This is a genomic window from Fibrobacter sp. UWR3 (genome assembly GCF_900143055.1).
In the GTDB taxonomy this organism is placed as follows: Bacteria; Fibrobacterota; Fibrobacteria; order Fibrobacterales; family Fibrobacteraceae; genus Fibrobacter.
Genome location: NZ_FRCW01000002.1, coordinates 75,754 through 93,492, shown reverse-complemented (window position 1 = coordinate 93,492; position 17,739 = coordinate 75,754). Strand labels below are relative to the sequence as shown.

At 54.2% G+C, this 17,739-nt stretch carries 15 protein-coding genes; all 15 read left to right on the top strand.

The window, feature by feature from the left end:
- Positions 1–96 precede the first annotated feature (96 nt).
- Entirely contained in the window at positions 97–384 is a 288-nt protein-coding gene (gene gatC / locus BUA44_RS02555) for an Asp-tRNA(Asn)/Glu-tRNA(Gln) amidotransferase subunit GatC (protein ID WP_072808223.1), read from the top strand.
- 36 nt (positions 385–420) lie between these two features.
- The gene (locus BUA44_RS02550) at positions 421–1,143 is read left to right on the top strand and encodes a 3-deoxy-manno-octulosonate cytidylyltransferase (protein ID WP_072808220.1); all 723 of its coding nucleotides are present in this window, start codon (positions 421–423) and stop codon (positions 1,141–1,143) included.
- Between the two features lie 20 nt (positions 1,144–1,163).
- Complete coding sequence (locus BUA44_RS02545) at positions 1,164–1,640, top strand: ComEA family DNA-binding protein (RefSeq protein WP_083579439.1); 477 nt, start codon at positions 1,164–1,166, stop codon at positions 1,638–1,640.
- Positions 1,641–1,677: 37 nt separating this feature from the next.
- Positions 1,678–2,595: a type IV pilus biogenesis protein PilM gene (locus BUA44_RS02540; protein WP_072808216.1), complete on the top strand. Its 918-nt coding sequence runs from the start codon at positions 1,678–1,680 to the stop codon at positions 2,593–2,595.
- Positions 2,592–3,605: a hypothetical protein gene (locus BUA44_RS02535; RefSeq protein WP_072808213.1), complete on the top strand. Its 1,014-nt coding sequence runs from the start codon at positions 2,592–2,594 to the stop codon at positions 3,603–3,605. The genes BUA44_RS02540 and BUA44_RS02535 overlap by 4 nt, the downstream gene beginning before the upstream one ends.
- A gap of 2 nt (positions 3,606–3,607) precedes the next feature.
- A complete protein-coding gene (rsmD, locus tag BUA44_RS02530) occupies positions 3,608–4,168 on the top strand; it encodes a 16S rRNA (guanine(966)-N(2))-methyltransferase RsmD (RefSeq protein WP_072808210.1) in 561 nt (186 codons plus the stop codon).
- 82 nt (positions 4,169–4,250) lie between these two features.
- On the top strand, positions 4,251–5,114 hold the full coding sequence (locus BUA44_RS02525; RefSeq protein ID WP_072808207.1) for a hypothetical protein: 864 nt from the start codon (positions 4,251–4,253) through the stop codon (positions 5,112–5,114).
- A gap of 55 nt (positions 5,115–5,169) precedes the next feature.
- Complete coding sequence (coaD, locus tag BUA44_RS02520; RefSeq protein ID WP_072808204.1) at positions 5,170–5,670, top strand: pantetheine-phosphate adenylyltransferase; 501 nt, start codon at positions 5,170–5,172, stop codon at positions 5,668–5,670.
- A gap of 22 nt (positions 5,671–5,692) precedes the next feature.
- Complete coding sequence (locus tag BUA44_RS02515; protein WP_255370434.1) at positions 5,693–6,589, top strand: rhomboid family protein; 897 nt, start codon at positions 5,693–5,695, stop codon at positions 6,587–6,589.
- A gap of 26 nt (positions 6,590–6,615) precedes the next feature.
- Positions 6,616–7,578, top strand: a complete 963-nt coding sequence (locus BUA44_RS02510) for an adenosine kinase (RefSeq protein WP_072808199.1) — start codon at positions 6,616–6,618, stop codon at positions 7,576–7,578.
- A gap of 87 nt (positions 7,579–7,665) precedes the next feature.
- Positions 7,666–8,880 carry a hypothetical protein gene (locus BUA44_RS02505; protein ID WP_072808197.1) on the top strand — a complete coding sequence of 405 codons (1,215 nt, stop codon included), beginning with the start codon at positions 7,666–7,668 and terminating at the stop codon, positions 8,878–8,880.
- 10 nt (positions 8,881–8,890) lie between these two features.
- Entirely contained in the window at positions 8,891–9,388 is a 498-nt protein-coding gene (locus tag BUA44_RS02500) for a hypothetical protein (RefSeq protein WP_072808195.1), read from the top strand.
- A gap of 10 nt (positions 9,389–9,398) precedes the next feature.
- Entirely contained in the window at positions 9,399–10,958 is a 1,560-nt protein-coding gene (locus BUA44_RS02495) for a choice-of-anchor I family protein (RefSeq protein WP_255370433.1), read from the top strand.
- A gap of 78 nt (positions 10,959–11,036) precedes the next feature.
- Complete coding sequence (locus tag BUA44_RS02490) at positions 11,037–14,468, top strand: FISUMP domain-containing protein (RefSeq protein WP_072808191.1); 3,432 nt, start codon at positions 11,037–11,039, stop codon at positions 14,466–14,468.
- Between the two features lie 94 nt (positions 14,469–14,562).
- Entirely contained in the window at positions 14,563–17,652 is a 3,090-nt protein-coding gene (locus tag BUA44_RS02485; protein ID WP_072808189.1) for an FISUMP domain-containing protein, read from the top strand.
- Positions 17,653–17,739 lie beyond the last annotated feature (87 nt).

Sequence of the window (17,739 nt, the reverse complement as noted above, 5' to 3'; positions counted from 1 at the left end):
GGTGAGCGTCGCCGAACCAAGGCGGGGATCTTTTACTAGCTACTTGTCCCTGCGAAAATAATTTGCTATTTTACTGCCTGTAAGTAACGAGGTTATATGTTAGAGAATGATGAAGTACTGAAACTGGCGAAGCTTTCGCGCCTGAGTATCGCAGAAGAGGATATCCCTGCGGTAAAGGGGCATCTGGACAAGATGCTCGGCCATCTCGAGGCTCTGAAGGCTCTTGACCTTTCGAATGTCGAACCGATGACTGCGGTCGAAAACGGCGCCACGATTCTCCGCGAAGACGTCCCGGTGCAGGGCTTTACCCTTGACCAGGCTTTCGCGAACGCTCCCGCCGTGGAAAACGACCACTTCGCCATCCCGAAGGTCATCGGCGGCTAGTCGCACCTTTTTGCCCTAAGTGGCGTTATTAGAATTATGACGGATGTACACTGCATTGTACCCGCACGCATTGGGTCTTCTCGGTTTCCCGGGAAGCCTCTTTTTAAATTGTGCGGCAAGGAAATGATTGTAAGGACGCTGGAACGCGCGCTCCTTGCGGACTGTTTCGGGCGTATCGTATGCGCGACCGACAGCGAGCAGATTGCGGAGGTGGTATCTAACGCGGGTTTCGACTTCGTGATGACCGGCCCCGCAGCGACGGGTTCCGACCGCGTCGCCGAGGCCGCCCGCATGCTGGGCCTGGACCTTGTGGTGAACCTTCAGGGCGACGAGCCCCTTGTGGAACCTTCCGTGCTTTCCGATGTCGCGCAGGAACTTGCCCTGCACCCCGATTGCTGGGTGACCGTCGCCTGCCCGCTGAACCCTGCGGAATCGACTCTGGAAACTGTAGTCAAGGTCCGCGTGGAAGGTGACCTTGCCGTAGATTTTACCCGCAACGTGGCTCCGGCGGATGCTCCCCGCTGGTTCCAGCACCAGGGAATATACGCGTATTCCCGCGTGTCGCGGGACGAGTTCGCCTCCCTCCCGCAGAACGCCGTGGAGAAGGAGCGCTCGCTGGAGCAGATGCGCATTCTGGGCAGGCGCCCGATACGCATAGTGCAGAGCCCTTACCCGTCGGTGTCGGTGGATGTCCCATCTGACGCGGGCACGGTGGAGGCGCTGATAGAAAAAGAGATGTTGAACCGCGGAAGCAGATAAATTAAAATTGGAGGGGTCCGATGAATGCTGCCGAAAAGAAAGTCGTGCGCATCGCAATATTCCTGTTTGCGGTGGGTACGCTGGTGAGGTTTGCCCCCTGGGGGCTGCCCGCCATCGAGAACGTGGACATTGCAGACCGTCAGAAGTATGCTCAAACGAGCAAAGTTTCGGGCGTGGCACAGTCCAGGTTGGAATATGCGGGGGAGAGTGCCCCGGACGTGCCCGCCGTGGCCGAGAGCGCCGGCGACCCGCAGGCGAAATCTCCCCCGAAAAGGGGCAAGAAAAAGAAGGCGGTCGTCCGCTTTCCCTTGCGTATCAACGATGCCACGGCAGATGAACTTTGCGCCCTGAAGGGGGTCGGCCCCAAGCTCGCCGACAAGATTATCGCCTTCCGGGAGGCGAACGGACCCTTCGGAGGGCCGTCCTCCCTGCAAAAAGTACCCGGAATCGGTAAAAAAAAGCTGGAGGGCATTCTCCCGTGGGTGATTTTTGATTAGTTTTAGGGTGTCAAAATCTTCATAAGTCGTTGAGTATATGAGTGATACGAAATTGTACCTAGGTATTGAGGTCGGTGATGTTTCCCTGAAAGTCGCCCTCTTGGACGCTGCCGAAAAGCGCGTCTTGAAGACTGCCGTGCTCCAGACGGAAACGAGCCCCATCGATGACATTTTCACTTTCGAGACCGTCCTCCAGGGCTGGATGGAAGAAAACGGTCTGGAAGATGTCGAGGCCATCTCGGTGACTGTCCCCGCCTTCAGGTCGATAGTCCGCCAGATCTGCGTGCCTGCCGAGGCCGTCGCGAACATCGACGACTACGTCCAGTGGTACCTGGGCCTCATCACCAACGGCGACAAGGATTCTTATATCCTCGACTACAAGGTCTTGAGCGGCGACGCCTCCGTGGGCGAGACCGTTCTGCTTATCGCGGTCCGGCGTGAATGGGCCGAGGCGCTCCGCAAGGGCTTCCGCAGCAAGAGCCTCGTGCCGAAGAGCATGGAAGTGGACGTGCTTTCGCTCATGAACCTCATGGACGTGGCCGACGGCATAAACCAGGTCGAGTGCGTCATCAAGGCCGACTACTTTGGCGTGACTATGCTCTGGCTCAGCAAGGACAACCTGCATGCGCTCCGCTGCGTGTCTACGCTTTCGCTCGTGAACGCCTCGATGGAAGAGGCTGCCGAGATTCTTGCCAACGGCATTTGTGAACAGATGAAGCTTGCGAAGGAACAGAACTCCGTGCCCGAAGTGAAGCAGGTGAATATCTGCGGCGAAATGGCTATGGAACCGCTGTTCGTCCAGAAACTCCGCGAAAAGCTTACGGACAGCTGCCTGCTCATTCTGATGGATTCGTTCTCCAACTTAAGGCTCCCGGTCGACGAGGCCGATTCTGCCGCGGTACTTAACTGCGCCGGCGCTATCGGGACTGCACTCAGCGTGATGGAGGGTGTATGATTCGCTTGAACTTGATGGAAGCCGCCGAACGCGCGGCCACCGTCGATATCGTTACCCCGGTCCGCGTGACCGACGTTTCGGCGCAGGTAAAGACCTCCAAGAAGAAAACCTTGGTCGGGCTGCTTGCCGCCTTGTTCGTGTTTGTTGCCTTCAGCTGCTTTATCAGCGTGTTCGGCTTTCCCAAGCCGTTGCAGGGTGTTCTGCCAGGCCCGTACCTCTCGCTCATTGGCGCCGAGGACCCGAGCCGTACCGCACTTACCCTGAGCAGCGGACAGCAGACCTCCGCCGGTGGTTCGCTCGCGGCACAGAACGCTGCAGCCGAGGAGGCCATCAAGCACAGGAATTCCCTGACCGTGAAGCAGGTCGTGGGCGAGGTCAAGCCGCAGGTGCTGTTCAACAACAAGCGCGAAGACTACAGCTCGTTCCTCCCGATGGAAAAGATTTCGTTCCAGCGCGCCGCCATCAACCAGTTCTTTACGTTCCTCACGACGGCTACCCCGGACGATGTCGGGTTCTCGGACTGCGTGTTCCAGTCGCCCAACTACTTCTACGTGCGTGGCGTGTCGGTCAAGCCCACGTCGCAGCGTAGCTTCCTTGAACGTATCAAGCAGGTGAGTTCCGATTTCAGGACTCCGCCCCTGCCCGAAAACGCTCCCGCGACCGACATTACTGCGTTTGGCCTGTTCAATGTGAACAACATAAACAAGGCTGCCGTTTCGAAGTTCGTGAACGTGGGTGAGGTTGCCGATGAAGTCAAGGCCTTCAAGGCTCTCGCTGCTGCGAACAAAGTAACGCTCAACGGTTTCGACAAGCCTGCCGTCGAGGAATTCGGCGTGTACAAGCGCTTTACCTACCAGGTGACATCGAACTCCGATTTCCCGGAACTGCAGTCCCTGATGAGCGCCCTCGATGCATCCCCGATTCGCATCGGTGTCACGAAGGCCGAAATGAAGTTCGCCAAGCGCGCAATCGCATCGGCATTCACGCTGGTGATGTTTGTCACCCCGTAAGCATGTCTATCCGCATTACCGGAGGTGCTCTTCGCGGAAGGAACGTTCCTTCTCCGGAGGGCAACAAGACCAGGCCGACGGCTTCCCGCACGAGGGAAGCCCTCTTTAACATTCTGCAGGGAGTGGAGAACTTCCGCATGCTCGACCTGTTTGCGGGTTCAGGAATCATGGGCATCGAGGCGATAAGCCGCGGGGCCGCAAGCGTTGTAGCGGTAGAACTCGTGCATTCGCAGGCGAGGCTCGTGTACCAGGCGTACAAGGCGCTCGGCCTTTCCGAAAAAGTTACTTTGTTAGAAAAGAACGCCCTCATGCTCGAGAAGGAATCGCTCTGCGCAACGGAGGGCTTTGACCTTATCTATGCGGACCCTCCGTTCAAGGATAGGGAATACCCTGACCTGCGCAAGTACTGGGAATGGCTCAACCCGGGGGGTGTCGCCGTGTTCGAGGCCCCGAGCAAGAACCTCCCCGCATGGGTGAAAGAGGCCGACGAGGCCGGAACTGTGCAGGTCCGCCGCTACGGCGAATCCTCGCTCGTGATATACCGCAATGTCATCCCCGCGTAGGCGGGGATCTACTCTTAATATCTGAAAAACTGGTTTGCAATTTCGCAAGGAATAGTGTATATTACTTGTGAGGAATCTTGCGATGATAAAGTTTCTGCTACTAGGACTAGGCGCTATTGCCTTTTTCTGCTCTGCCTGTAATGACGATGTGTCTTCGGCAATGTTCGATGTCGTCATGGATTCTAGTAGTAGTGTTGCACCTGTGCCTGTTGAAGAATCAAACTCTTCGGAATCCAGTAGCAGCGTTGCTGCGGATACTGTTGCTGCATCGAGTTCTTCGGTAACATCGTCATCGAGTTCTGCAATTAAATCTTCTTCTAGCGGGAAGAATGTTTACAGCCGTTTCTTATGGGATGGGACCACCGATACCGAAGGTAAAGTTGAAACCGGCTCCCCGGAAGAAACGGCCGGTTACTGGTTTAATTACAGCGATGACTATGAAGGTGGGACATCCAGGTTTATTTTCCCACCGGATGTGGAACCGAACGCTTACGACAATTTCTTTGGCCCGCTTATCGAGGCGTATGCCGGAATCAAGGCGAGCGTGATCCTGGACGAGGGCTATGAGTACCCCTATGTGGGGCTCGGTTTCAATGTATGGAGCGAGAATCAGGAAGGTGTAGATGTTTCGGAATGGGGAGGCTTGTGCATCAGTTATCAGTCTACGATTCCGTTCGTTATTGAACTCGGTGTGGAAGACGAGGCTACATTGACTGGATACGTCAATTATCGTGCCTCGGTTTCTGCGTCAAGTACTATAACCGCTGTTGACTTTCCTTGGGCGAAGTTCAAGAGTGGCTGGGGTCCTGGCCCTTCTATAGAGGATGTCTTAAAAAAGGTCGCCGCAATCAAGCTGAAGTTTGAGGGCGAGGCCGGAACTACGGGCGATATTCTTATTCAGAAACTAGGTTCACTCGGCGAGTGTTATACGTATGTTCTGGACTAACAACGCTGAGATACAAGCTAAAAGAAAATAATCGCAAAATTTCTATATTTACGGCATGCAGAGAAATGTCGTATTCGCGGGGTCGTTCGACCCGTTTACCCTCGGGCACCTTGATATCGTGAGGCGTGCTTCCGAGTGCTTTGGTGACGTGTACGTGCTTGTGGCGAAGAACGTTTCCAAGAACTACATGTTCTCCGAATCGCAGCGTGTGGAGATGATCAAGAAGGCTGTCGAGGGAATCCCGAATGTGTACGTGGATGCGTTCGACGGGCTCACGACCGAATTCATGAAGGAAGTCGGCGTGGAATACATGGTGCGCGGAATCCGCAACGCTGCCGACCTGGATTTTGAACAGTCCTTTGCGTGGAACAACAAGATGCTTTACCCGGAATGCGAGACGGTTTTCCTTTCCAGCGCTCCCGAGCACCTGATGATTTCGAGCACGGTGGTGCGAGAACTTTTGAAGGCGGGAATCGCGAAGGATGAAGAGGGCCGCAAACTACTCGCGAAGTATGTACCTGAAAGTATTGTGCCAATGATCTTGGCGGGCGTTTAATTATATGAGACCTTTCCAGTTTTTGCCTAAAGTCCTGCGGACACTGCTGATTGTAAATGCGGTTGTCTTTTTGCTTGCCTTCGTAGGCGGCAAGTTGCTTGGCTTGCACCTGAACCTGCCTGGCCTCGGCTATGGTAGCCTTGCCGATTACATCGCGTACTTTGGCGCCTTCTGGCCGTTCGCTCCGGAACAGGCGTGGCGATTTGTGACCTACATGTTCGTGCATGTCGACTTCTGGCACTTCCTTTTCAACATGCTCATGCTTTGGATGTTTGGTAGCGATGTTGCCGATATGATGGGCGCGAAGCACTTTACGGGGATGTATTTCTTCTGCGGGATTTTTGCCGCAGTGTTCAGCCTCGCGATGTACTGGCTCGGCATGACGAACGCCCCGATTATCGGCGCCTCGGGCGCGTTGATGGGCATATTCGTTGCCTACTACAAGTTCTTCCCTGACCGTATGCTACTCATGTTCTTCTTTTTCCCGATGCGCATCAAGTATGCGATGTGGTTCATGGTCGCGGTAGACGTGTTCATGGCGCATTCGAGCGATGGCGTGGCGCACTTTGCCCACCTGGGCGGTGTCGTGGGCGGTTTCCTGTACATGTTCCTTTACGAGAAGGGTTTCGGGAACACGCTTGCGGGTATGCGCCGCAGTATGGAAGAAAAAATCCGCAGCAGCCGCTTTAAGGTTCACGAGGGTGGCCGTAACGATGGCGAGGGTACCGTTTACCGCAATGGCCCTGCCCGCAGTGACGAGCCTATCGAGGGCGAGGTCTTTTACGTCGATGAGCAGAAGCGCATGGACGAAATCTTGAAGAAGGTCAATAGCGAGGGAATCAACTCGCTGACCGAATCCGAACGGCAGTTCCTGCTGCGCGCGGGCGAAAAGTTGCGCCGCCGTAGGGGAGGCTTTTAGTTCAGGGCAATTTTAGAGGAAATGTTATGAAGAAAGTTCTTGGTATGGGCGCTGCCCTCGTTGATATTCTCGCGAACGTGGATGACGCATGGATTGAATCTCAGGGCGTGCAGAAGGGCGGCATGAACATGGTGGACTGGCCGCAGATGGAAAAGTTCCTTGCGGCGCTCAAGAACCCGCTGCACGTGCCGGGTGGCTCTACCTGCAATACGATGGTCGGGCTCTCGCGCCTGGGCGGCAAGGCTGCGTTTATCTCGAAGGTCGGCGATGACGAACTCGGGAAGATTTTCCGTGAGCACCTGGAACGCAACGGCGTGGAATCGAAACTCGGGATGAGCGATGCGGCTACGGGTTGCGTGTTCTCAGCGGTAACGCCCGATGCCCAGCGCTCCATGTGGACGTACCTCGGCGCTTCTGACTTCCTTGTGAGCGAGGACTTTGTGCCTGCACTCTACGACGGCGTGGGCCTCTTGTATGCGGAAGGCTACCGCGCTTTCAATGCGGATTGCTTCAAGAAGTCGTTTACGCTGGCGCGTAGCCTGGGCGTGGAAACCGCGCTCGACTTTAGCAGCTTTGGCGTGGTGGAAGCCTGCCGCAAGCTGTTCGATGAACTCTTTGCCGATAAGATGATTGATATCATCATCGCGAACGAGGACGAGGCGTATGCGTATGCGGGCGTGAAGGAAGAGGCTGCACTTGATGTTCTTGCACAGAAGGCGAAGGTTGCCGTGGTGAAGATTGGCAAGCGTGGCGCCCTCATTGCGAAGGACGGCAAGGTTACCCGCGTGCAGGCTGGCCCCGCGAAGGCCATCGATACGACTGGTGCCGGCGACCTGTGGGCATCGGGATTCCTGTACGGTTACATGAACGGCTGGGATATGGAACGCAGCGGCAACCTCGGGAGCGTCGTCTCCAACGAGGTGGTGCAGGTAATGGGCGCGCAGATTCCCGAAGACGGCTGGAAGCGCATTCTGGCTGCCCGCGGGTAGTATGCCTGCAGATTTGGTTGCCGGCGAGCCCTGCCTGCTAACGATTCGCGCGAAAACGATATATATTTAGGAGAAAAGGGAGGTTTTATGAAGAAGTTTTTCCTTGCTCTTGTGGCACTCGCGATGGTGCCCGCCCTCTATGCGGCAGATGATACGCCGTATCGGAACGTCTGCGATTCCCTTTCGCTTGGCGAACAGCCTGTGATTGAACTTGTGCCTGCCTATATTGAAGAATCGAACTGGTACGGCAATCCGCACACCTGGGCGAAGGATTCCTCTAACTCCACGCGGCATGAATCGTATAGGACGGTGACGGTCAGTGCAAAATCGTTCGCAAACAAGCTTCCGCTTTCGATAAGTGCGGAGTGTCGCGAAAGGCGAGGTACGGAGTTCAAGTATGCGACATGGAATAATAGCAAGCAGAGGAAAGAGAATTCGGAAGATGGCATTGCTACATACATTTTTGATATTCACAACATGAAACTGGATGGCTACGATTCTACGAATACGTACAATTTGCTGGGTATGGCTCCCGCAAAGATTCCTGAAGACAATAGCTACAATTCTGGTTACATGCTGGCTTCCAAGACGTTCGAATTCGCCTTTGAATGGTGGTTTGTCGGGCTTACCCACGAGTTCGTTTTCGATACGGTTATTAATGGTAATACTTACGGAGCGACGGGCAGGTCCTATTCCTCTTCTATTGGCATGGATTCCTTGCATGTTTTCGAGGTTGCTCGTAACGCTATGGATTTTTCCCAGCCGACAAGGACTATACGCTCGGAATATGTCCGCGTCCAGGCTCTCAAGGTAGTGCTTGTCGATTCCCGAAAGCCGCTCTTGCCCGAATCTTCTTCGAGCAATCCGCCTGCAAGTTCCTCTTCCGAAGGCAAGTCTTCTTCGAGCGAGACACCTGTTGTTTCGTCGTCCAGCGGGACTCCGGGGCCGACCTCTTCCGAAGAAAAATCCTCGTCCAGCCACGGGTTGGATGCATCCTCTTCGAGCGTGGTCGGCACGTCCTCTTCTACGAAGCCCGAGACATCGTCCTCTGCAGAACCGGGAACGTCTTCGTCCGGCGATGCACCCGCAAGTTCTTCTTCGGGAACCGAACCTGCGTCCAGTTCTTCCGAGGGTTCTACGCGTCTCGTGACCGCTCCCGCCCAGGGTGCAACGGCCCGCGTGGTGCAGGTCCGTACCCTCGACGGCTCCATCGTGAAGAATTCCGCTACGCTCGCTCCGGGCGTTTACTACATGAAATATTCCGACGGCAAGTGGCACAAGACTGCCGTGTTGCCCAGGTAGGTTGTAACCGATGTTCGTGAAGTCTTTCGCTGTTCTACTTTTTGCAGTTACGTTCGCGTTTGCCGCGCCGTCTAATGCAGGCAATGCGCCGTCTAATGCAGGCAATGCGCAAGTTGCGAATTCTCAAGCCGTGCCCGCACAGCCTGCGGGTGAATCGCCCGCCGCCGCCCCTGCAGAAATGGTCCCGGTAGACGTGATGCAAGAGGAACTCGCCCTGCGCGATAGTGTGATGCAGGTGCGCGACAGCCTGTGCATGGTGGAAAAGGATTCGCTCCGCAAGACGGTTGTCGTGGAAGAGGCCAAGTGCGCCAACTGGGAACAGAGCTACCAGACCATGAAGCAGAACAACGAGGTTTGCGCGAAGGCTCTCGGGATTGCTATCGAGGCGAGCGAGAAGGATAAGGACCGTGCCGACGAGGAACGCCGCAAGGCGGCCGTGATGAGCTCGTCTTCGTTTATGGGAGGCCTGCTTGTCGGGGCGCTCCTGTTCTGGCTGATTTTTGACTGACGGAGGCCGTATGAGACTTGGACTGTGTGCTGTTATGGGGGTGTTGCTGGGTGCGGGGCTATGCCTTGCGAAGGGTGGCGATGCGCCTGCGGGCCAGTTCCAGTTGGGGGCTACGCTGCAGCCGCTCGCGACAATTCCCATGAAGTCTGCGGAAATATCGGCGTACATGCCCGAAAAGAAGAAGTTGTTTGTCGTGGGTGGCGATAACCTTCTCGAAATTGTCGACCTTTCCGACGTGGCGAAGCCGAGGGTCGTAAGGACAGTTTCGCTGGGGGGCGATGCCTCGAGCGTGACTGTGAACGGGAACCTTTTCGCAGTGAGCTTGCTGAACGCACCTGAATGGAAAAAGGGCCATGTGCAGGTGATGCGCTATACCGACAGCCTCGAGGTTCTCGGGTTCTTCGAGGTTTGCCACCAGCCCGACATGCTCACGTTTACGCCCGATGGCTCGGCACTCCTGGTTGCCTGCGAGGGCTCTCCCGACATGAATTTCCACGAAGATCCCGAGGGCGGTGTCGCGATTGTAACCGCCCCGAAGAGTGGTCCGTGGTCACGCCTCGAGATTGCGGTTGCGGGCTTTGACGGGCTCGATACCGCGTCGCTGATGGCGCAGGGGGTCCGTAGGACCGGAGCACAGGGGTTCGTGAAGTCGCTCGAGCCCGAGTACATCACCGTTTCGCCGAATTCCAAGACGGCGTGGGTGAGCCTGCAAGAGAACAATGCTATAGCGGTCGTGGACATTGCCGCAAAGAAAATCACGAACGTGTACCCGCTCGGGTTTGTCGACCATTCCGTTCCCGGGTTCGGGCTCGACGCCAAGAAGAATTCGAAAGTTGAAATTGCGAACTACCCGTTACGTGGACTGCGCCAACCCGATGGCATTTCTTCGTTTGTTGTAAACGGCAGGCCTTTTGTGGTTACGGCGAACGAGGGCGCTCCCGTGAACGATTACAAGGCCTGGACCGATGTGACGAGCCTCGTGATGCTTTCGCAGCAGGGGCGTTTGGACCCGAAGGTGTTTACTCCGGAGCTGGTCAGGGATTTGGGCGGGATTTCCGTGAGCAACCTGGAACGTTGCGATGCCGTGCCCGATATGGCGCCCGGTGGCCGTTGCCCGTACGCATACACGTTCGGTTCCCGCAGCGTGAGCATCTTCGACGGTGCGACAGGCGCGCTTGTCTGGGATAGCGGCGATATGCTCGAACGGATGATTGCGAAGGTCGCTCCCGATTACTTTAACTGGAACGCGAAAAAGAACAAGGTCAAGATGGATTCCCGCAGCGAAGACAAGGGCTGCGAACCCGAAAATGTGACCGTGGGCGAGGTCGCGGGTAAACGATATGCCTTCGTGGGGCTTGAACGCACGAGCGGTATTGCCGTATTCGACATTACCGATTTCGGCAAGACAAGCAACCCCTCGCCAAGACTTGTGGACTATTACCTTGACCCGAGCGACCGTGGCCCCGAAGGCGTGCTGTTTATCCCCGCCGAAAAGAGCCCGAACGGCACAGCTCTTCTTGTTGTCGGTTACGAATACAGCAAGACCCTCACGATTTATACCGTGAAATAAGCGAATTTGTCATAAATATCGCCTTTTTACTACATTTGTATGTAAAATATAAGTTCGCATCTTTATGAGGACTGTTCTATGAAGTGTTTAACCCGAATTGCAATCCCTGCGGCATTCCTTCTTGCGGCGTGCGGTGACGACATCACTGAAATCAACGCGAACGTTGGCGCGGTTAAGTCCAGTGACGACCTGCCGGCTTGTACCGAAGACATTGCCGGGCAGACGGCATACATCAAGGAGACTCACGAGTTCCTGGGCTGCGACGGCAAGGAATGGCAGACGCTGAGCGCCAACACGGTGAACGTGGGCGACAACGTGTGTACCTCCACGAGCCTCAGCGACGGCTCGGGCTTCGAGATTTTCTGTAACGGGGAATCCATCGGTACGGTCAAGAATGGCAAGGACGGTGAAAAGGGAGACAAAGGTGATACCGGTGACAAGGGCGCGGATGGCGCTCCGGGTACCAACGGCACAAATGGCAAGGACGGCGCGCCGGGCACTAACGGTACGAACGGCAAGGATGGCGCACCTGGTACGAACGGAACGAATGGCAAGGACGGCGCCGGCTGTAAGATTCAGGAATCTACCGAGCTTACGGCGACTATCGCCTGCGGCTCCGAGACCTTCACGATGGACTTGACTGGCTATGTAGACGTGCCCGAAGAATGCGACGCCACTGATGATGCCTGCACAGTGCCCTCGGGTGATGTGGAACTCAGCGGCGTGAGCCAGAAGGGCCCGTTTGTGAGCGGTACGGACGTTACTGCTTATGAATTGGAAAACGGCAAGTCGCTCAAGCAGACGGGTAAGACATTCGGCGGCAAGATCGAGAATAAGGACGGCTCCTTCAACATCAGGACTGTAAAGCTCAGGAGTACGTACACGTACCTTGTTGCCGACGGTTTCTACCGCAACGAGGTGACGGGCAAGAACAGTGCGGCTACGATCAAGCTACGTGCTCTCACAAATCTGGACGGCCGTAGCGTGGCGAACATTAACCTGGTGACCCATCTGGAATACGACCGCGTGCAGCGCCTCGTCACCAAGGAGAACAAGTCCGTGATCGTGGCGAAGCGTGCCGCTGAAAAGTCGCTCTTCAAAGCGTTCGGTATCGACAATTCTAATTTCCGTGGCTTCGCCGAAGACTACAATATCCTCCAGGAAGGCGACAGTAATGCTGCGCTCCTCGCGGTCTCCGTTCTCCTCCAAGGCGATCGCAACGAGTCTGAACTCACGGCACTCCTGGCTGCATTGAGTGTTGACCTCGGCGACAACGGCGAATGGGACGATTCCCTGCGCCGAGCTCAGGTTGCCGACTGGGCGATGAAGGCGGACATCGAAGGCAGACTTGCCACCGTCCGTGCGAATATCGAGGGCTGGAAACTCGTCGACAGCAAGGCCCCTGCATTCGAACAGCACGTGACGAACTTCTGGATGCAGGAACTCGGCGTGGATAAGTGCGACTCCAGTAACGCAGGTGCGCTCTTCGCAACGAAGAACAAGAAATCCGCCTACTACGCAGCGAACGATTCCACATATACCGACGGCGACAGCAGCCTGGTGCGTTTGATTTGCGCGGCTTCCGGCGATTCGTTCGCATGGCGCTTCGCAACTGACATCGAGAAGGATGTCGCCGCATTTACCGCTGCGGATGATGGTGCTGTAAAACGAGGCTCCGTCGATACGACGAACGTCTACGTGAAGGAAAATGGCGCTTGGCGCCGCGGCACCGAACTGGATGCCTCCCTTGACGCCGCCTGCGTTGCTGATAACAAGGGCATGACCGACAGCCTTATAGTAGAGCGCGAGCCTGTGTGGTACATCTGCGACAAAAACGATGACGCGTCCGATTCCTTTGCTTGGCGCAAGGCTACTACCGCCGAGGCCGACACTGCACTCTTCGGCACCCCCGGCGAGGGCGATGCGATTGTAAAGCTTGGAAACGTGAACAAGTCGCTCGTATATGTGTTTGAAGATGTTGACGGAAACGGTAATGCCAAGTGGCGCTACGGCACGGTCTTGGACCTTGACAGCGATTTGGGCCCTTGCACGTCGGATAAGGTTGACGGTGTTGTCAGATCTTCTAAAAATATGTGGTTCAAGTGTGTCAATGACGGGAACACGCTCGTAGAAGGCGAGCCTGTGCCTACGGAATGGCGCGAGGCGACTAACTACGAAAAGGATACATATGGCCTTGAAGGAACGCTAGGCGATTACCAGCAAGGCAATGTAAATAAGAATCTGTACTATGTGAAGGAAAATGGTTATTGGAGACCTGCGACGGATTTGGAAAGGACTGAACTTGGTGCGTGCACCGAAGCCCAAAATGATGCTGTCAAAAAAATTACTGTTGGGGCTGGTGAAAGCTGGTACAAGTGCTCGAACGATATCAGCACCGTTATCGATACGTTCCGTGTGGCTTTCTCTTGGCGTTCGGCGACCGACATAGAGAAGGATACTGTCGGCTGGGCGGCCATCGGAGGGTGGAAGAAGGGTGACGTCCGCAACGGAAAGGTGAATACGGAACAGCCCTACGTATTCCAGGATGGCGCCTGGCGCGTGGGAACGGCCTTGGATAGCCTGCTAAAGCAGGGCTGTGTAGTAGAAGGGGATACATCGAAAAACAAGGTTAACAAGCTGTATTACGTATGTACTTTCGAGAACATTGCCGGAATGTTTGTCAACCGCAAGTGGGTGGTTGCTCCGGATATCTACAATACGACCAAGGATCTTCGTAGCGAGTGTAGAGAATTAGGTGCGTACGGCTTTGGTAATATAGTGAAAGGTCTGGATGTAAGCACCGGATATAGCTATGTGTGCGAAAACGGCAAGTTCAGGCTGGTAACAAGTACGGAATTGATGTATGACAGGGTCTGTGTGGGTTACCTCCAGGGGCTGACATTTAAAGTGAATGACTCATTCCGTAAGTGCTCTAATAATAAATGGTATTCTGTTTACAATAAGGATACCACCGGGATAATGAGGGACAAGGCTGGACGTGAATACAAGACAGTTGTAATTGGAGCGCAGCAATGGATGAAGGAAAACATGGATTATGTAACGGATGGCAGTTCTTGCTATATTGAGACTTATAGTAATTACTGTAACAAGGGTCGTGGTCATTTGTATGTCTGGGAAACGGCTATGACTGTATGCCCTATTGGCTGGCATCTGCCGAGCAGTAGCGAGTGGAGTGAATTGTTTGCTGCTGTAGGAGGAAATGATGTTGCTGGGAAGGTTCTAAAGGCCAAGAGTGATTGGATTAATTTGTATGGTTCCGACGGAAACGGAACCGATGTGTACAACTTTACGGTACTCCCTGGTGGTTACTGGAAACCCGACGGAACCCACTATATTGACGGTAGCGATGGAGCTTTCTTCTGGACTTCTACAGAGAAGTACACTGGTGATAAAGCATATTATGTAGGATTTGGCCTTGCCTCAAGTGTAAGTCAGGGAGATTATCCTGAGGGCTATGCCATGTCCGTCCGCTGCATCCAGGACAACTAGCACTTAGTAACAAAAAAGACGCCGGGCATCGCTCGGCGTTTTTTACTACATTTGTATGTAAAATGAAAGTTAGCATCCTTATGAGGACTATTCTATGAAGTGTTTAACCCGAATTGCAATCCCTGCGGCTTTCCTTCTCGCGGCGTGCGGTGACGACATCACCGAGCAGATAAACGCGAACGTTGGTGCGGTGGAAACGAGCAAGGATTTGCCCGAGTGCACCAAGGAAATTGCGGGGCAAACCGCATTTATCTCCGAAACACACGAGTTCCTGGGCTGCGACGGCAAGGAATGGCTATCACTGAGTGCAAGCACTGTGAGCGTGGGTGACAACGTATGTATGTCGAAGAGCCTCAGCGACGACTCAGGCTTCGAGATTTTCTGTAACGGGGAATCCATCGGTACGGTGCGTAACGGAAAAGACGGCGCCGATGGCGCACCTGGTGCAAAGGGCGATACCGGCGAGAAAGGTGACAAGGGCGATAACGGCACGAATGGTACTAATGGCACCAACGGCACAAATGGAACAAATGGCAAGGACGGCGTCGGCTGTAAGATTCAGGAATCTACGGCGCTTACTGCCACAATCGCCTGCGGTTCGGAAACCTTCACGATGGACCTTACGGGTTCCGCAAGTGTCTCTGAAGAATGTGACCCGGATGATGAAGCGTGCACTCCCATGGACGACGTGGAACTCAGCGGCGTTTCGCAGAAAGGACCGTTCGTTAGCGGTACCGACGTCACGGCTTATGAATTGGAAAATGGTAAGTCCCTCAAGCAGACGGGTAAGACATTCGGCGGCAAGATTGAGAATAAGGATGGCTCCTTCAACATCAGGACTGTAAAGCTCAGGAGTACCTACACGTACCTTGTTGCCGATGGTTTCTACCGCAACGAGGTGACGGGCAAGAACAGTGCGTCAACCATCAAACTTCGTGCCCTCACGAACCTGGACGGCCGAAGCACGGCGAACATCAACCTGGTGACCCATTTGGAATACGACCGCGTGCAGCGCCTTGTTACCAAGGGGAATAAGTCTGTGTTTGAAGCGAAACGCGATGCAGAAACTTCCCTCTTTGCAGCGTTTTGCATAGACAATTCTGGCTTCGACGACTATGCCGAAGACCTCAATATCCTTGAGGAAGGTGACGGCAACGCCGCACTGCTTGCTATTTCTGCGATGCTCCAGGGCGATCGCAACGAGTCCGAACTTACCGCCCTACTTGCAGCATTGAGTGTGGACCTGGGCGACAATGGCGTGTGGGACGATTCCCTGCGCCGCGCTCAGATTGCCGACTGGGCGATGAAGGCTGACCTTGATGGCCGTCTAGCCACTATCCGTGCGAATATCGAGGGCTGGAAACTCGCCGATAGCAAGGCCCCCGCATTCGAAGGCCATGTAACCAATTTCTGGATGAAGGAACTGGATGTTCCCGCCTGTACAAAGGGTAACGAAGGCGCTATCTTCGCCACGAAGAACGCGTACTCCGCCTACTATGCAGCGAACGACTCTGCATATACCGAAGGCGACAGCAGCCTGGCGCGCCTGATTTGTGACGCTTCTGGTGCATGGCGATTCGCAACCGACCTCGAGAAGGACGTTGCCGCCTTTAACGCCGCGGATGAAGACACTGTAAAGCACGGTTCCATCGACACGACGAACGTCTACGTGAAGGAGAACGGCAGCTGGCGCCGCGGCACCGAACTCGATGCAAGAATCAAGGCCTGCGTATTCGCCAATAGGGGCGAAACCGATAGCGTAATCGTGAAGCACGATACGACGTGGTACATCTGCGATGATAGTGATGACGCTTTGGTGCCCACTGCTTGGCGCAAGGCGACTACCGCCGAGGCCGACACGGCGCTCTTCGGCACCCCCGATGGGGAAGTTGCAAAAATCGGCAATGTGAACGAATCCCATGTTTACGTTTATGAAGATACTTCGGGAAAGGGCGGTTATGCATGGCGCCGCGGAACGAATCTGGATATGTTGGATAGCCTGGGTCCCTGCACAAAAAATAACTTGAACAAGACTAGGAGTGTTACGGTTGGCAAAACCCAAGTCTGGTACACTTGCGCCTCTGACCAAGTTGTTTTAATGAATAATAAACTGTTACCCTGTGCTTGGCGCGAGGCGACCGATATAGAGAAGGATGTCACGAAGTTACCCAAGAATCCTGATGAAGCGACTGTTCGCAGGGGACCGCTGAATCCGAACATGTACTATGTATACCAGGATAAAGGTTGGCGTTACGGAACAGCCTTGGATAGCCTGCTAGGGAAGGCTTGTATTACAGATGGTGATTATTCTACGCCTGCCAAGTACGATGGCTTGTATTATGTGTGTACGAACCAGGTTGCGTCGGATACCGTGCGCAAGTGGGTCGTTGCTTCTGATATATTCAATGATACTTGGGAAATGCAGGGTGAATGTAAGGAATTTGGTGAATATGGCTATGGTAATATTCTTATCGGTCGAGTGAATACACAAAATAAGTATGTGTGTGAAGATGGATTGTTTAGGCCGGCAAATAGTGGCGAAATTGATTTTGGCCGAGTTTGTGTTGGCTATATTGAAAATAGTATTTATAAAGTAAAAGGGAGTTTCAAAAAATGTGTTAATTCGGAATGGAAATCGTTTGATCCGCAGTATGTAACGGGGGTGCTTAAGGATACTGATGGACATAGCTATAAGACTGTAGCAATAGGGAACCAACTTTGGATGGCGGAAAATATGAATCGCGTAACAGATGGTAGTTATTGCTATGAGGAAAATGCTGCAAACTGCGATATATATGGTCGCCTTTATACACATGGTGCAGCAAGTCAAGTTTGCCCCAAAGGATGGCATTTGCCAGATCAAACAGAATTTAGTACGCTGGTTAGTTCAGTAGGCGGTTCCGACTATGCTGGATATTTACTGAAGTCGACGACACGTTGGGTTGAAGAAAGAATGAGTGGGAATGGCTCAGATCGTTATTCTTTCAGGGCTTTGCCTGCAGGTCAAAGAAAGAATGACGGAAGTTATGCTAAAGTAAATTACGATACATGGTTTTGGTCTACAACGACTTCTTCTGCACTTAGTTATTATGCATTGCACTTTATGAATATTGCTGATGACGGATATGTTTCTGCGGTTGGAGATGAAACGGCTAACTCCGTCCGCTGCATCCAGGACAACTAGCGCGTAGCGCCCTGTGCGCACCTAGGATATCTGAAAAACTGAAGCCTCCCTCGGGAGGCTTTTTTGCAAAAAAAGATCCCCGCCTTC

Excerpts from the sequence above, each read along its gene's own strand:
- BUA44_RS02540 (WP_072808216.1), top strand. The coding sequence starts at position 1,678 with ATGAGTGATACGAAATTGTACCTAGGTATTGAGGTCGGTGATGTTTCC.
- BUA44_RS02535 (WP_072808213.1), top strand. The coding sequence starts at position 2,592 with ATGATTCGCTTGAACTTGATGGAAGCCGCCGAACGCGCGGCCACCGTC.
- BUA44_RS02545 (WP_083579439.1), top strand. The coding sequence starts at position 1,164 with ATGAATGCTGCCGAAAAGAAAGTCGTGCGCATCGCAATATTCCTGTTT.
- BUA44_RS02505 (WP_072808197.1), top strand. The coding sequence starts at position 7,666 with ATGAAGAAGTTTTTCCTTGCTCTTGTGGCACTCGCGATGGTGCCCGCC.
- BUA44_RS02525 (WP_072808207.1), top strand. The coding sequence starts at position 4,251 with ATGATAAAGTTTCTGCTACTAGGACTAGGCGCTATTGCCTTTTTCTGC.
- gatC (WP_072808223.1), top strand. The coding sequence starts at position 97 with ATGTTAGAGAATGATGAAGTACTGAAACTGGCGAAGCTTTCGCGCCTG.
- BUA44_RS02510 (WP_072808199.1), top strand. The coding sequence starts at position 6,616 with ATGAAGAAAGTTCTTGGTATGGGCGCTGCCCTCGTTGATATTCTCGCG.
- BUA44_RS02495 (WP_255370433.1), top strand. The coding sequence starts at position 9,399 with ATGAGACTTGGACTGTGTGCTGTTATGGGGGTGTTGCTGGGTGCGGGG.
- BUA44_RS02490 (WP_072808191.1), top strand. The coding sequence starts at position 11,037 with ATGAAGTGTTTAACCCGAATTGCAATCCCTGCGGCATTCCTTCTTGCG.
- BUA44_RS02485 (WP_072808189.1), top strand. The coding sequence starts at position 14,563 with ATGAAGTGTTTAACCCGAATTGCAATCCCTGCGGCTTTCCTTCTCGCG.
- BUA44_RS02500 (WP_072808195.1), top strand. The coding sequence starts at position 8,891 with ATGTTCGTGAAGTCTTTCGCTGTTCTACTTTTTGCAGTTACGTTCGCG.
- BUA44_RS02550 (WP_072808220.1), top strand. The coding sequence starts at position 421 with ATGACGGATGTACACTGCATTGTACCCGCACGCATTGGGTCTTCTCGG.
- coaD (WP_072808204.1), top strand. The coding sequence starts at position 5,170 with ATGCAGAGAAATGTCGTATTCGCGGGGTCGTTCGACCCGTTTACCCTC.
- rsmD (WP_072808210.1), top strand. The coding sequence starts at position 3,608 with ATGTCTATCCGCATTACCGGAGGTGCTCTTCGCGGAAGGAACGTTCCT.